The organism is Microbispora sp. H10830 (assembly GCF_014161375.1).
GTDB classification, from domain to species: domain Bacteria; phylum Actinomycetota; class Actinomycetes; order Streptosporangiales; family Streptosporangiaceae; genus Microbispora; species Microbispora catharanthi.
This window is the reverse complement of sequence record NZ_JABBWX010000021.1, coordinates 1-13,502: the sequence shown is the minus strand read 5'-3', so window position 1 is coordinate 13,502 and position 13,502 is coordinate 1. Positions and strand designations below refer to the sequence as shown.

General features: G+C 68.6%; 15 protein-coding genes and 1 pseudogene. 8 read left to right on the top strand and 8 right to left on the bottom strand.

Annotated features, from left to right (window positions below; all coding sequences use genetic code 11):
• Positions 1-92: 92 nt before the first annotated feature.
• Positions 93-584 carry a hypothetical protein gene (locus HHX35_RS36955; protein WP_182903262.1) on the bottom strand — a complete coding sequence of 164 codons (492 nt, stop codon included), beginning with the start codon at positions 582-584 and terminating at the stop codon, positions 93-95.
• A gap of 9 nt (positions 585-593) precedes the next feature.
• Positions 594-884, bottom strand: a complete 291-nt coding sequence (locus HHX35_RS44895; RefSeq protein ID WP_310739566.1) for a hypothetical protein — start codon at positions 882-884, stop codon at positions 594-596.
• A 49-nt stretch (positions 885-933) separates the two neighbouring features.
• On the opposite strand from HHX35_RS44895, the gene HHX35_RS36950 reads away from it, so the two are divergent.
• Together HHX35_RS36950 and HHX35_RS36945 are read left to right on the top strand one after the other, a co-directional pair.
• Positions 934-1,278 carry a hypothetical protein gene (locus tag HHX35_RS36950; protein ID WP_396781561.1) on the top strand — a complete coding sequence of 115 codons (345 nt, stop codon included), beginning with the start codon at positions 934-936 and terminating at the stop codon, positions 1,276-1,278.
• A pseudogene (locus tag HHX35_RS36945) lies at positions 1,275-2,108 on the top strand (IS5 family transposase). The gene HHX35_RS36950 and the pseudogene HHX35_RS36945 overlap by 4 nt, the downstream one beginning before the upstream one ends.
• A 112-nt stretch (positions 2,109-2,220) precedes the next feature.
• Here HHX35_RS36945 and HHX35_RS36940 read toward each other — a convergent pair.
• Positions 2,221-2,559 carry a VOC family protein gene (locus tag HHX35_RS36940; RefSeq protein WP_310739551.1) on the bottom strand — a complete coding sequence of 113 codons (339 nt, stop codon included), beginning with the start codon at positions 2,557-2,559 and terminating at the stop codon, positions 2,221-2,223.
• 174 nt (positions 2,560-2,733) lie between these two features.
• Between HHX35_RS36940 and HHX35_RS36935 the strand changes: the two genes are divergently transcribed.
• The 5 genes from HHX35_RS36935 (at position 2,734) to HHX35_RS36915 (ending at position 8,348) form a co-directional block, all read left to right on the top strand.
• A complete protein-coding gene (locus tag HHX35_RS36935) occupies positions 2,734-3,243 on the top strand; it encodes a CHAT domain-containing protein (RefSeq protein ID WP_182903356.1) in 510 nt (169 codons plus the stop codon).
• Positions 3,215-3,970 carry a hypothetical protein gene (locus HHX35_RS36930; RefSeq protein ID WP_182903259.1) on the top strand — a complete coding sequence of 252 codons (756 nt, stop codon included), beginning with the start codon at positions 3,215-3,217 and terminating at the stop codon, positions 3,968-3,970. Before HHX35_RS36935 ends, HHX35_RS36930 begins: the two co-directional genes overlap by 29 nt.
• Before the next feature lie 46 nt (positions 3,971-4,016).
• Entirely contained in the window at positions 4,017-4,571 is a 555-nt protein-coding gene (locus HHX35_RS36925; protein ID WP_182903258.1) for a hypothetical protein, read from the top strand.
• Between the two features lie 375 nt (positions 4,572-4,946).
• On the top strand, positions 4,947-7,400 hold the full coding sequence (locus HHX35_RS36920; protein ID WP_182903257.1) for an N-acetylmuramoyl-L-alanine amidase: 2,454 nt from the start codon (positions 4,947-4,949) through the stop codon (positions 7,398-7,400).
• 441 nt (positions 7,401-7,841) lie between these two features.
• A complete protein-coding gene (locus HHX35_RS36915; protein WP_182903256.1) occupies positions 7,842-8,348 on the top strand; it encodes a hypothetical protein in 507 nt (168 codons plus the stop codon).
• A gap of 141 nt (positions 8,349-8,489) precedes the next feature.
• Here the strand turns inward: HHX35_RS36915 and HHX35_RS36910 are convergent, their stop codons facing one another.
• The 3 genes from HHX35_RS36910 to HHX35_RS36900 form a co-directional block, all read right to left on the bottom strand.
• Positions 8,490-9,170: an HAD family phosphatase gene (locus HHX35_RS36910; RefSeq protein WP_182903255.1), complete on the bottom strand. Its 681-nt coding sequence runs from the start codon at positions 9,168-9,170 to the stop codon at positions 8,490-8,492.
• Between the two features lie 112 nt (positions 9,171-9,282).
• Complete coding sequence (locus HHX35_RS36905) at positions 9,283-9,837, bottom strand: NUDIX hydrolase (protein ID WP_182903254.1); 555 nt, start codon at positions 9,835-9,837, stop codon at positions 9,283-9,285.
• A 22-nt stretch (positions 9,838-9,859) separates the two neighbouring features.
• Complete coding sequence (locus HHX35_RS36900) at positions 9,860-10,675, bottom strand: hypothetical protein (RefSeq protein WP_182903253.1); 816 nt, start codon at positions 10,673-10,675, stop codon at positions 9,860-9,862.
• A gap of 46 nt (positions 10,676-10,721) precedes the next feature.
• Between HHX35_RS36900 and HHX35_RS36895 the strand changes: the two genes are divergently transcribed.
• Positions 10,722-11,825 carry a pyruvate kinase gene (locus HHX35_RS36895; protein ID WP_396781557.1) on the top strand — a complete coding sequence of 368 codons (1,104 nt, stop codon included), beginning with the start codon at positions 10,722-10,724 and terminating at the stop codon, positions 11,823-11,825.
• Here the strand turns inward: HHX35_RS36895 and HHX35_RS36890 are convergent.
• Positions 11,772-12,890 (bottom strand): hypothetical protein, encoded by a 1,119-nt coding sequence (locus HHX35_RS36890; protein ID WP_182903251.1) that lies wholly within the window; start codon positions 12,888-12,890, stop codon positions 11,772-11,774. The two genes, HHX35_RS36895 and HHX35_RS36890, sit on opposite strands and share 54 nt — an antisense overlap.
• A 188-nt stretch (positions 12,891-13,078) precedes the next feature.
• Positions 13,079-13,502, bottom strand: a 424-nt coding sequence (locus HHX35_RS36885; RefSeq protein WP_182903250.1) for a glycoside hydrolase family 11 protein, incomplete at its 5' end; no start/stop codon positions are given.

Sequence of the window (13,502 nt, the reverse complement as noted above, 5' to 3'; positions counted from 1 at the left end):
CAGCCGGCTGTCATGACCACGATGATGATGGCCGGCAGGATCCGGTGGATGAGGGCACGCATGGCGGAACTCCTTACCCCGATCGACTGGTCTCAGTACTTGTGCGCTTCGGCGATCCGCAAGGCGCCGTCGACCCAGCCCAACGGTGAATTACCGCGCAACCAGGTCTTCTTGTGCACCACCCAGGTAATGGACGAGGAGGAGTTGAACCCCGACTGCGCGGAGACGTTCACCACCCCGAGGTCGACGCCGCCGCTGACCGTGGCGTTCTTGCCGGTTTTCTTGATGAAGGTTCCGCTGGTGTAGGCATTGCACTTGCGCGGGTCCTTGAAGATCACGGGCTTCGCCTTGGTGACCTTGGTGAGGAGGCTGTGCACGCCCATCGGCCGGCGCTCGGTCGGACCGACCACCCTCGTCGTATACGTGCAGACCCGGGTGTAGTCCCGATAGTTGACTCTGTTGTAGGCCCAGACGCTGATGAGACCGTCCCGTTCGGCGGTGGCCATCAGGTCGACCTTGCGCGTTCCGCCTCCCGACCACTTCCCGGCGGTGTTCTTGAAGCCGATCCCCAGCTGGTGGTCCACCTCGTACTCCTAAGTGATCTTCGCCTTGGCACCGCTCCAGCCGTGGGCCTCCATGAACCGCTCCTGCACGCCGTAGTGCCAGCCACGCGCCTCTGTGATGCAGCCCCTCGCGGACGAGGCGGCCATCACGCCGAGCTGGGCCGCGGCTTCGTTGAAGATGTCCGATCGGTCCTCGACGGCGACCGCGGCGGAGCGAGCGCCCGCCTCGGCGCCGAGGCTGTCATCCTGCCACTCGGGCTCGAGGGAGGGATCGGGATCAGGCGCGCTGCCCAGCCTGCGGCACGTCACCGTTACGGTCACGCCGAGCCTCGGGCACGTCGCCGCATGGCTAGGCTCGGACACCCCGGTCATGCGCGGACCAGCGCTCGTCGTCGACGATCCCACGCTCGACCTACCCATCGGGCGGGCGGAGGCCGACGCCGCGACCCGTCGCCTCTCCGAGTACGGCCTGGACGTGGTGCGGGTCTCAGGACCGGACGCGACCTTGCCTCGCGTTACTCAGGCGGCCGCGCCGGCGTCACTGGTCCACATGGCGGCCCACGACCGCGCCGACCCCTTCCAGCCGGAACGCTGCGGCCTCGTACTCTCAACCGGTCCCTTGCCCCCGGGGATCGCCGAGTTGCTCGCTGAGCCACCCGCGCCGCTCGCGGCGGACCCGCCCACGGTCGTCGAACGCCGCGCCGGGGAGATCTGACGGACGCGCAATGGGCGGTGTTGGAACCGTCGGCCGCCGACGTGGACCCGGCGGCAGCTGATCGACGGCATACGGTTCCGGGTCCGCACCGGCATCCCGTGGCGGGACATGCCCGCCGAGTACGGGCCGTGGGGCCGGGTGTACGACCTGTTCCGCCGGTGGCAGCGCAACGGCACCTGGCATCGGATCTTCACCGCGCTCCAGACCCGGGCTGACGCGAAGGATCTGATCACCTGGGACATCAACGTCGACTCCACGGTGTGCCGGGCCCACCAGCACGCCGCCGGGGCGAGGAAAAAGGGGAGCTGCAGAAGGAGCCGCCCGGCGGCGTCACCGTCGAGCCGGACGACCACGGGCTCGGGCGCTCGCGCGGCGGCCTGACTACCAAGCTGCACCTGGCTGTCGAACAGGGCCAGAAGCCCATGTCCATCGTGATCACGCCCGGGCAGCGGGGCGATTCGCCGCAGTTCGAGCCTGTTCTGAACAAGGTCCGTGTCCCGCGTCTTGGGCCGGGCAGGCCGCGCACCCGGCCGGATCGCGTGCGCGCCGACAAGGCGTATGCCTCCCGGAAGAACCGCGCTTACCTGCGGCGGCGCGGGATCCGCTGCACCATCCCGGACAAGGCCGACCAGGCCCGCAACCGCAAGAAACGCGGCTCCCACGGCGGCCGTCCGCCGAAGTTCGACCCGCAGGGTTACAAGGCTCGGCACGCGGTCGAGTGCGGCATCAACCGCCTCAAGAAGCACCGGGCTGTGGCCACGAGGTACGACAAGCTCGCGGTCCGCTACGAGGCGACCGTCCTCGTCGCGGCCATAAACGAGTGGCTGTGACCAGCACAGCCGACGCCATGCCCTCTCCGAGGCGGCCAGCAGCTGATGAACCGCCCGACCACGCCTGAGCGCTACGGCGTCTGACGGGGGATACCTGTCAACGCCGGGGATGTCAGAAAGACGTCAGGCAGAAGGGGTGGCCAGCCGGATCCAGGAGTACCCGCCAGCGTCCGTCGCCGGGCTGATGGGCCGGTTTGGCCGCGCCGAGTTCCAGCGCCAGCTCTTCCATCGCATCGAGGTCGTCAGCGCGGAAATCCAGGTGGAACTGTTGTGGCACGTCCTGACCCGGCCACTGCGGAGCCCGGTATCCGTCAACCCTCTGGAATCCCAGATCACAGCCGGAGTCGTCCGTCAGAGCGACGAACTCGTCCGTACTGAAGATCTCGCGCATCCCGGTCAGTGCACCGTAGAAGCCCGCCAGCACCTGCGGGTCGGCACAGTCCAAAGTCACCCCTCGCAGTACAGCGCCTGGCACCATTCGCTCCTTCGTGTCCGCGCGTCTGTCTCCGTAAGCCGCCGCTGCACGCGATCATCGGCCACAGCCACACCGTACCCGCCACATCCACCGCTGAAGTAGCGGTTTACCCCTGCTCAGAGCAACGGGTGACTGTGACCGGCGCTTTCGATACACGCCCAAGCCGTCGAGGGCTCCCTTCGAAATTGCGCCGTCGCCGTCCTCTCCTCCTGCCAGTCCGCCGCCATGCGCATGGACCCCCGGCTCGACGAATGCCTCGACCTGCCCTCCGCTTTGATCATCGCAGGTGTAGGCACCGTGATCGCACCGATGTGGCCGATCGAGGAGGGCTTCGCCGCACTCTGGACGGACCTGTTCTACGAGCGGCTGACGGCCGGGGCCGGCGTCGCCGATCTCGCCGCCCTCGTTCGCGAGGTGAACCACACCGTCCGGGCCATGTCGAGGGACAGCGCCGCCGAGCGGCTGTCCGCACTCGCAGGCGGCGCACAGGACTCCGCGGCGTATATCCGACTGCTGGCGTACGGCCAGCACTTGGAGCGAGGAACGGAGCCCGTGTTCGCGCACCCCTGGTGGTGGGCCGCGTTCTTGGTGTACGGACGCGGACGAGTCCTGATCGAGGAAGGCAGGTCAGATGGAAAACATCCTCGCGCTCACCCGTGAACGGCCGGTCGAGCGGGACTATCAAGCCGTCATCCTCGATCCGGGGCTCGACGACATCGCCGCGGAAAACGTCCTGGTCGCGTTCTTCGCGCGGCAGCGGCACGTCTCGGGCGTGAGCCTGGTGGTCGGCGGGCGCGAGGCCGGGTGGCTGGAGCTGGCTGACTTCCTCTGGAGCATCACCCCGCAGGAACGCGACATCGGTGAGGCCGACCACGCGCGCCTGGAGGGCACGACGCCGCCCAGCAGGCTCAAGCTGATCCACCTGGTCTGCCCGTGGCCGGTTGCCCGGTTCGCGACCAGTGGGCGCTGTCGTTCGACGAACCGCGCCACCGCACTGCGCGCAGCACCCCGAGACCGCGTTGACGGAGGCAGGGTGATCATCACCGATCTGCTGGGCATCACCGATGAGCTGGGCACGCGTTACCGGCTGACCGCCCTGCTGCCCATGGGCGTGCTCGGCGCCTTCACGCTCGCTCTGGGGATGGCCGACGGATTCGCCCACCGGCCCGACCTGGCCCTGCTGGCATCCCGCGTTGCCGGCATCAGCGCGGCTCAGGCGGTCGGCCTGTTCCTGGTCCTGCTCGTGTTCAGCATCGTCGCCCAGCCCCTGCAGCGCCCGCTGGTCCGCCTTCTGGAGGGCTATTGGGGAGCCTCCAGGCTGGCAGCGGTGGCCGGCCCGCGCGGCGGTCGGACTGCAGCGGTGGCGGCGCGCCCGCTGGGAGCGTAAGTCCCATAGCGGCAAGGCGGCCGTCTCTCCCGAAGAGCTCGCCGCCATGCAGCTCTTCGACATCCGGCTGCGGGAGCGTTACCCGGCCCGCGATCTGCTCCTCCCGACCGTGCTCGGCAACGCCTTGCGGGCCGGCGAGCTGCGCTCGGTTGAGCGCTACGGCCTGGACGCGCTCGTGGTGTGGCCAAGGCTCTATCCGCTCCTTTCCGAGCGGCTCACCGGGCTGCTCACCGCCCAGCGCAACCAGGTCGATGCGATGGTGTCGTTCACCGCGATGTTCCTGGCCATCGCGGTGCTGTCGGCGGCGGCGCTGACCGGCGACGGATGGTGGAGCCTGCTGGCGGCCGGGGCCCTTGCCATGGCTGCGGCGTCCTACACCGCTGCCGTCGCCGCCGCCGTGGGTTACGGCTATCTGCTGGAGGTCGCGTTCGACCTGCACCGCTTCGACCTGCTCCGCGCGATGCGTCAGCCCCTGCCGGCCACGTTGGAGGAGGAACGCGAGCTCAACACGCGACTGTCGGACTTCCTGCGTGGGCCGCAACCCCGCAGCCGCACCTCCTGGCTCCGCTACGCCGATCCCCAAGAGGATCAGCAGGAGTAGAGGACCGGCTGCACCCGGACCCGAGGCCGAAACGCCTCTGAGAGCCTGCGTCGGAAAGACCGCGGAGCGCCCCGAGCCCGCCTTCAGCGACTATGCCAGGCGACGGCCTGGTGATCTGCAGCGAGCCCTGCAAGGGGCCTCACCAACGGTCCGAGGCTCCAAGTCCCCGGACAGACACGAGGACCAGCGTGATCGTACGGGGCGCGAAGGGCGGCCGCGCGCTCCGGGCGAGGATTTTCATCTGACTCGGCCTGTCTGGCGAAAAGTTACGATCTCGACGAGATTTGCGTGGCGCTCTGGCGTACGGCGGCGCGCGGCGGTGTGATTGCCCCGGCCTGATCCCCCCACAGGCATTCGAGAAGGGGTCGCACAACGTTGAGAACTCCACATCGCGGCATCGCCGTCGCGGTCGCCGCGGCGGCGGCGCTCTTCCCCGCCGCGCCGTCCGTCCTGGCCTCCACCTCCACGGCCGGGCCGGGGGTCTCCTGCACGGCAACGCTGTCGGCGCCCACGCGCGAAGCCGCCTTCGGCGAGGCGGCCAAGGCGACGGGCGTGCCGGAACCGCTGCTGAAGGCCGTGGCGTACATGCTGTCGCGCTGGGACGACCACCAGGGCAAGCCGAGCTCCGACGGCGGCTACGGCGTGTTCGACCTGAGCGACGGAGCGCCCGAGGCCTGGGACGGCGCGGACAAGGGCCGCGCGGCCGAGTCGAAAGGCCAGATCGCGGCGGCGGCCGAGCTGACCGGTCTGACGGCCGACGCGCTGCGCCGGGAGCCGAACGCCGGCATCTGCGGCGGCGCGGCGCTGCTGGCGTCCTACCACGACGACGGCGACGACCTGGGCTCCTGGCGGGACGCGGTGGCGCGGTTCGGGGCGAAGAACGACTTCGTCCGGCAGGTCTACCAGACCCTCCGCACCGGCGAGAGCCGCGTCACCGCAGACGGCCAGCGGGTCACCCTCGCCGCCGACGACTCGGTCGCGCTGCCTGCCGCGCGAATCGCCGCCGATGCCGGCGTCGACTGCCCGTCCGGCCTCGACTGTGAGTGGCTGGAGGCGCCGTACGCCAAGGGCTCCGCCAGCGAGCCGGACAACACGACCGACTACGGCAACCACGACATCGCCGACAGGACCGGGCCGGGCGGTCCCAAGCTCGACTACATCGTCATCCACGACACCGAGGGCTACTACGGCCCCTCGGTGCGGTTGGCCCAGGACCCGACATACCTCGCTTGGAACTACACCATCCGGTCCTCCGACGGCCACATCGCCCAGCACCTCGACGCCAAGGACGTCGGCTGGCACGCCGGCAACTGGTACGTCAACATGCACGCCATCGGCATCGAACACGAAGGCTTCGCCGGAACCGCCAACTGGTTCACCGAGTCGATGTACCAGACGTCGGCCACGCTGGTGAAACACCTCGCACAGAAATACGGCATCCCCCTCGACCGGGCGCACGTCATCGGCCACGACCAGGTGCCCGGAACCGTCCTCGGCGCCACCAAGAGCATGCACTGGGACCCGGGCCCCTACTGGGACTGGGACCACTACTTCGACCTGCTCGGCGCCCCCGTCGGCGGCGGCCGGGACGCGACGGCCGACGTCGCCCCCGGCGACGTCGTGGAGGTCCGCACCGGCTACCAGGACAACCCGCAGCCGCTGACCGGCTGCGCCGCCGCCTCCCCGCCCTCCCCCGACTGCGTCCCCGGAGCGGGCACCAACTTCCTGCCCCTCTACCAGTCACCCTCCGAGACCGCGCCGCTCGCCGCCGACCCCGGCTGGAAACCCGGTGCCACCGCGGGCACGACATACGTCAGCGACATCAGCGCCCGCGTCGTCTCCGGCCACAAGCTCGTCGTCGCCCAGGTGCAGGGCAACTGGCTCGGCGTGTGGTGGGCCGGCTCCCTCGCCTGGCTGCACAACCCCGCCGACCATCCCGTCGTGGTCCGCACACAGGCGAAGACGGTCACCGTGAAGGCCGGGGCGACCACCCCCGCCGCCGTCTACGGCCGCGCCTACCCCGAGGCGACCGCCTACACCGGCACCGGCATTCCGGTCCAGGCCCTGTCGCCGCTGGAATACAAGATCCCGGTCGGCCAGGCCTACGCCGTGAGCGACGACGACGTCGTCACCGACTACTACCGGGCGGTGTCGTTCGACGGATCGGCGCCGGGCGACCGCACCGACCTCAAAGGACAGGACCGCTACTACCAACTCTGGTACGCCCACCGCCAGGTCTTCGTCCGCGCCGCCGATGCAGACCTCCACGACGCGCAGCGGTCGCCGGTTGTCAACACCACACCGCCGGTGATCAGCGGGTCCGCCAAGGTCGGCGGTGAGCTCACCGCCTCCCCCGGCACCTGGTCCCGGCAGGTGGCGGGCTTCACCTACCAGTGGTACGTGGACGGCACGGCGGTCTCCGGGGCCACCGAGGCCACCTATCGGCCGGGTGTCGCGAACCTCGGCAAGAGCGTGCTCGTCGAGGTGACCGTCGACGACCCGTACTTCACCGCCACCTCGGCACGGTCGGCGGCGACCGCGCCGGTCGCGCCGGGAACGTTCACCTCGGCCGAGCCGCCCGCCGTGAGCGGGACGCCGAAGGTCGGCCGCAGGCTGAAGGCGTCCCCCGGCACGTGGACGCCGTCGCCCGAGAAGGTCACCTACCAGTGGCTGCGCGGCGGCGTTCCGGTCAGGGGCGCCACGGGGCGGACCTATCACCTCACGGGCCACGACCGCGGCGCCCGCGTCGCCGTACGGGTGACCGTGTCGGCCAAGGCCTACGCGAAGGCGACCGCCACCTCGGCGGCGACCCGGCCGGTGACCCGCTGACGGCGCGGCCTGCCGGGGAGGCTCTTCCCTCCCCGGCAGGCCGTCAGGCGTGCCGCGGCTAGGCCGAGACGAGCTCTCGGCGGCCTCCCTGGCCGGCTTCAGCGTGTGCTTCCAGTTCTTGCCCGCCCAGTCGCGCATGTAGAAGAGCAAGTCGTCCCAGTCCTCGCGACCACGGTGCAGGGACTTCCAGGCGCTCGCGACGAAGGCGCTCGCGAAGCAGACGTTCTGCAGGTACTACCGCCGGTTCTGCGCACCGTCGTTGCCGGCGCCGAGTGCAGCGGTGTTCACCCTCACGCCGCCCCCGAACCCGGCCCGGGACTCGGAGCACGTCGTCAAGGACCACCGGGTTGAAGAGAGCTTCCACCGGAGGGAAGGAAACCACCACAGCCCACGTCGGCCACCCTTGGCGCGTACGCGATTACTCCATGTAACCTCCTGGCCATGACAAGGATCGATCGCGGAACGCTCCTGGAGCTGGTCCGCAACCGTCCCCTGTTCGCAGCAGAGCTCCTCGGGGACGCTCTGGCCGCCGGCGACGAAGAGCCGGGCGACACGGAAACGCATCGGCGGCGCTTCCCCCGGCTGGAACTCACGAGCACGGACGAACCCGCCCTCGCCGTCCGCTACCGCGAGATCATGGCCGACGCGCGCAGGGCCCGTGCGCATCAGGGAAAAGCCGTGTTCGCGGGGTTGATCGCGTTCCTGCGGGCCCGTATCGCCGAGGATTCGCACCGGGCGTACAGGGCCGCGGACGCCGGGGAGCGCAACTCGCACAAAGCGGAGCGGGACCTGGGCGCGAAGCGGGACCGCGTGGATTTCCTGGAGTCCGTGCTCGTCAACGAGCTCTACCTGGCGCTCGAGGAGCATGCCCAGGCGGAGCACCTGCTGAAGCTGGAGGCTTCCGCGTACAACTGGCACACCGAATACCAGGACGACTGGCAGCCCTGAACGACCAGCCCACCAGGCGGAAGCGACCGCAGTAGGCTGAAAAGATCACGGGACACGACCTACCAGGTGTGACGCCCCTGCGGGGCAGGCACGGAGCAGGCACGGAGCAGGCACGGAGCAGGCACGGGGCAGTTCGGGGAGTCATGGGGACGTAGGGCGCGAGGGCTTGCGCCAACCAGCGGAGACAAAGGCCAGGATGTCGCCTGCCGCATCCCGGAGGTTCGTGAAGTGACGGTGCGCACCATCGACGGCGATGGGCACGTTGACGTTCCACACCGTCATCCCGGCTCGGAGTCCGGCCTGTACGCCGGAAGGAGCGTCCTCCACGACAAGGCACTGTTCGGGTGCCGCGCCGACTCGCTCGGCGGCCAGCAGGTAGGGGGCCGCAGACGGCTTGCCCTGCTCGACCGCCCCCGCGTCCACGATCACCTCGGGTACGGGCAAGCCTGTACGTGTGAAGCGTCCACGAACCCGATGCGCGTAGTTCGACGTCACCAGCGCCCACGAGCCCGGCGGCAGGCCATGCAGCAGCTCCGACGCTCCGCCGAAAGCCGTGTAGACGCCGGACCGCACGTCCTCGTCCTCCAGTTCGTGCAGTGCGGACAGGCAGGCATCCGGATTCCGGTCAGGCGCGACGGCCGCGAAGGTCTCCACCGGCCGGGTCCTCAGCGCGACGCGGTAGACCTCCTCGGGATCCAGGCGGAATCTCACCGCCCACGCCGCCCAGACTCGCCGCTGGTTGTCCAAGGCGTCGATCAGCGTGCCGTCGACGTCGAAGAGGACGTATCTCCTGGCTGGCGGCGTTTTCCGGACGATGGGCATGTCATGATCATGCCATCGGGCTGACGTTCCGGCCGCGAGTCACCGAGGTCCCCAGGGCGGCTCGCACCCGGGAGCGGTCGACTCGGCGACGATCGCGGACGCTGTCGACGCCTCATCGGTGGAGGCAGCGAAGCAGTCTGAGCAGACCGAACGCGATGATGTCCTCCCGGATCGAGCCGTCCCAGACAAGGTGCTCGACCTGGTCGATGGGGAAGATCGCGGGCTCGATGTATTCGGCGGGATCGCTGTACCGCGAGGCGTCGGCCGACGTTCTCGGGCCCCGAGCCACGACGTGATAGACGGTGTGCAACGCCTTGAGCATCGGTGTCGACTCGTGGAAGACCTCGAAAGAGTCGGCCACGATGCCCAGTTCCTCAAGCAGCTCGCGCTGAGCGGCGACCAGAGGATCCTCGCCCTCCTCGATCCCACCGGCCACGGTTCGCAGGACGAGCTCACTGCCCATGCCGAGGCGCTTCTCCCTTATGAGCCATATGTTCTCGTCGTCGACCGGATAGACCCTGACCACGTCGTCACAGGCCGCGAATTCGGCGAGCACCTGCTGTCCGCCGGGATCCCGCGTCGCTTGGGTCGCTATGTCGAAGACCTTTCCGTGGTAAGCGACCTGGAAAGAATCACGTTTCGCTGCGGGCATCCGGTCCACTCGCATGGCCACCATCCATCACGTCATGTCAGTAGTTCGTGGCTCGTTGCCACATCTTTTCGAACTGATTGGTGAAGTACCCATACCATACTGGTGAGGTGGCCGGCCTGAGCTCCAGGTGAGGTCGAGCATTCGAAGAGCTTTCATATGTGTAGAACTCCACGAAAGTGCGCGCCTCGGGAAGGCCCTGATCGACCACGGCAAGGCTCACGGCCGGAACATGATCGAGCAACCGAATTTGCATCTGAGTCGCGTAACGATCGCGCAGGGAAGCGAATCTGTCGAGGCTCTGACGAACATCGCGATCATACTCGGTCGGGTCGGAGTGGTTCAGAAAGTTCGAAGCCGCGACGGCACTGGACTTGGATCCCGGCTCGATCAACAAGACTCTGCAGCTACCGCCCGCTTCAAGGATGCGTTCGAGGTCCCCCAGGTTCTCCAGGGAGAAGGCGCGCAGTGACATACCGCTGAGCGACAGTCGCCGGCCACCGCGCAAGGTCAGCGGCCATCCCGGCATCACCTCGCGGCGTTTCAGCACGCCGTCGACCTCCGGAAAGATCATCGATTGAAGCGCCTGTACGGATTTTTCGACCTCTGCCGTTCTTTTCCCATTCGCCATACTCTGTCGCCGCAAGGTGAACAGCGCGATTCCCGCCGCCAGCATGAACCCGGAGACCGCTCCGCTGACCAACTCCAGAACATGCCGGATGTCCTGCAGAGGGTCCTTCGAGTCCCACAGGCCCGCGGATACGCCGGCTAATATCGCGACGGGCAGAAGCAAACCGGTGACGGTGAGAAGCGCGGCGACCGCCTCAAGCCAATCGCGCCAGTGGATCGTTCTCATGGCGATCTCCAGTATGGACTGCACGGCCCCGCGCTTACCATAGGTGATGCACCCCGACGCGATGCGGCAATCGTGCCGATACCCATGTTCCGGACGGTCCGTAATCGTCGTCCGGGAATGCCCGACCGGCGTCGACCGTACTCCCGCCGAAGGCGTCAGCATGAGAACCGACATATTCACGACCCTGTCGAATCGAAATGAGACCTGGCCGGCTCCCGCCGATCTATTGGCGGCAGGATGCACAGGCGTCCGGATCATCGCAAAGGGGAAAATCCTCCCGCTCCTTGACCGCGGTGAACTCACCCCCTGGATTCACGCCGCGAGAGACGGGGGCCTCCGGGTGCTGCTCGACCTTCCGGGCGACAAGCCTCTGGTCAGGCGGCTGACGGGAGCCCTCCACCTGGTCGCCGGTGACGAGGTCGTCCTGGCCGACAGCACCGAGGAGGCGCCGCGAAGGCATCCGGGATCGCGGGTCATGGAGATCGACCATGGTCGGCGGCTGCTCGACGCCGTGGCCGTCGGGGACGAGATCGTCGTCGCCGACGGGGCCTACGTGCTCGTCGTCAACGCTGTGAACGCGGCGGAAGTGACGACGCGATGCGTGGCGTCCTCGCCCATGACGCTCTCGGCCAGAAGCGTCGGACGGCGGAGCACGGCCTTGAGCGTCTCCTGCCCGACCGCACCGGAACTCGAGCTCGCCGCTCGCCTCGGCCCAAAGCTCGCGGACGCTGTCGTCGTGTCCTTCTGCGAGCAGGTGTCCCAGATAACCCGCATACGCGAGAGCGCGGCCGGCGTCACGGTGTTCGCCAAGATCGAGTCGGCCCGCGGCTACGCCGAGGCGGAACGCATAGCCGAAGCCGCTGACGGCGTGCTCGTCGGCAGACACGATCTCGGTGTGGAGCTTGACCCCTCCGCCGTATGTGAGGTCGTCAGGAACACGGTGGAGCTGTGCCGGCGTCTCCGGCGGCCCGTCGTCGTCGGGTCGAGGATCCTCGAGAGCCTGTGCGACCGGTCCACGCCGTCCGCGACGGATGTCGCCGACGTACGACGGCTTCTGCGCCTGGGAGTGGACGGGCTCCTGGTGGCCGGCTCGATCTCAGTGCTCGACCCCCTGCGCGCCGTCCGCGTCCTGCGAGACCTGTGCGGGTGACCCGTGCGAACGGTACGGATCGGGCTCAGGCGCGGCGGAAAGCAGCGTGCGAAGGACCGCATGACCGTCCAGGACCCGGCTCCCGGCGAACACGAAGGCCGATGTCCGTCCGGCCAGACGCAACAGATTCGCCAGCCGCCGCTCTGTTTGCGCCGGGGTGAAGACCTCGCTGCTCCCGTCGAGCAGTTGTTCGTTCGCCTGGTAATACGCCGAGTATTCGCCGGCGCGGATCCACTGAGCGTCCTCTGACCTCAAGCGCCGGAAGTGGGGAGCCGCCGGGCTTTCCGCTCGCAGGACCACAAGTGTGTCGATCACGACTTCTCCTCCGTCATCGGAGGCGTAGGCGGAAGCGAACAGGCGGTCGGCGTCGTAGAGAGCCCGGGCACCGTCGGCCGGGTCGGGATACGACGGCTCCGGCGCCGACCCGGGCCGGGAGTACATGGCGGCGGTCTCGTGCTTGAGCAGTACGCGTCGCTCCGGAAGGAAGTACGCCCTGCCGGTGTCGGCGCAGGCCACGAACCAGTCCTCGGCGAGGACGGTCACCTCGTACTCCGGGTCCGCGAGGAAGCGGGCGATGATGTGGGATTTCCCGGCGCCCGACGCGCCGAGGAGCGCCACGGTTCCGGTCCGGCTCGGGGCCCCGGCCGCGTTCCCACGCCTGAGCCGGAGCAACGCTCCGTGCATGCCCTCGAACCGGTCCGGCAGGGAGATCGCTATCGCGGACCGCATGGCGAGATCAGCTTCGATCATGGTCGTGCAGTCGAAGGCGACGACCTCGCGGGCGCGGGTGTTGAGAGCACGCCGCACTCCGCCCTCGACGGCCAGGTTGTATCTCTCCGGAGAGCCGCTCAGCAACACGGCCGAGACCGTGGCGGCAAGGGGCAGGCTCGCGACGGCGGCGTGCGCGAGCATTCGAGCCCGCATACAGCCGGCGAGCGCGGGATCCTCGATCCAGATCCTCAGTTCGAGGTTCTTGTCTCCGAGTGGAAGCGTCGCCGTCAGCAGGTGCGGTGCCAGTTCCGAACGACGACCGGCGCCAAGGGTCACTCGGACAGCGGGTTTCATCGTGACCGTCCCTCGGGATGCCGTAGATCAGCCGACCGTAACATCCGCCCCGGTCAAGCGTGCCCGGCACGGGCGACGGAGGCGGCTCGCCATCGGCAGCAGGATGGCGCGGCGGCCATCGGCCGCCGCGCCATGGGTGCGGTGTTTCCTGGTGGGGTGTTTCGGGTGCGGTGTTTCTGGCGCCGGGGTCAGCTCGCGCTACAGGAGACCGTGGGCCAGGTCCAGTTGCCGTTGTGCTGGATTGTCACCCCGAAGTTGTTGCCGCTGCCGTTGGGCTTGGCGGTCAGCACCTGGGAGCTCGGGTAGCTGGCGCTGATGTTCCACGTGGCGATGACCTTCGCCGGGGACGGCACGTTCATCGTCACGGTCCAGTTGTTCGAGCCGCTGACCGACACGTTGAGGTTGTACCGGTCGCTCCACGACTGACCGGCGGACAGCGTCGCGGTGCAGCCACCGCCGCCGGACGGCGGGTTGCTCGGAGAGGTGGTGGGGCCGCCGGTGGAGGTGGAGCCGCCGATGGTGATGTTGGAGTTGCCGCTGCTCTGGTAGCCCTCGGTGGCGAGGATCTGGTAGTCGTGGCTGCCCAGGTTCATGCCGTAACGGGCCCAGGCG

What these genes read in the sequence shown, in the direction of transcription:
- HHX35_RS36950 (WP_396781561.1), top strand. Translation starts at nt 934, where the DNA reads ATGCGCGGACCAGCGCTCGTCGTCGACGATCCCACGCTCGACCTACCC.
- HHX35_RS36930 (WP_182903259.1), top strand. Translation starts at nt 3,215, where the DNA reads ATGGAAAACATCCTCGCGCTCACCCGTGAACGGCCGGTCGAGCGGGAC.
- HHX35_RS36925 (WP_182903258.1), top strand. Translation starts at nt 4,017, where the DNA reads ATGCAGCTCTTCGACATCCGGCTGCGGGAGCGTTACCCGGCCCGCGAT.
- HHX35_RS36915 (WP_182903256.1), top strand. Translation starts at nt 7,842, where the DNA reads ATGACAAGGATCGATCGCGGAACGCTCCTGGAGCTGGTCCGCAACCGT.
- HHX35_RS36910 (WP_182903255.1), bottom strand. Translation starts at nt 9,170, where the DNA reads ATGCCCATCGTCCGGAAAACGCCGCCAGCCAGGAGATACGTCCTCTTC.
- HHX35_RS36905 (WP_182903254.1), bottom strand. Translation starts at nt 9,837, where the DNA reads ATGCGAGTGGACCGGATGCCCGCAGCGAAACGTGATTCTTTCCAGGTC.
- HHX35_RS36900 (WP_182903253.1), bottom strand. Translation starts at nt 10,675, where the DNA reads ATGAGAACGATCCACTGGCGCGATTGGCTTGAGGCGGTCGCCGCGCTT.
- HHX35_RS36895 (WP_396781557.1), top strand. Translation starts at nt 10,722, where the DNA reads ATGCACCCCGACGCGATGCGGCAATCGTGCCGATACCCATGTTCCGGA.
- HHX35_RS36890 (WP_182903251.1), bottom strand. Translation starts at nt 12,890, where the DNA reads ATGAAACCCGCTGTCCGAGTGACCCTTGGCGCCGGTCGTCGTTCGGAA.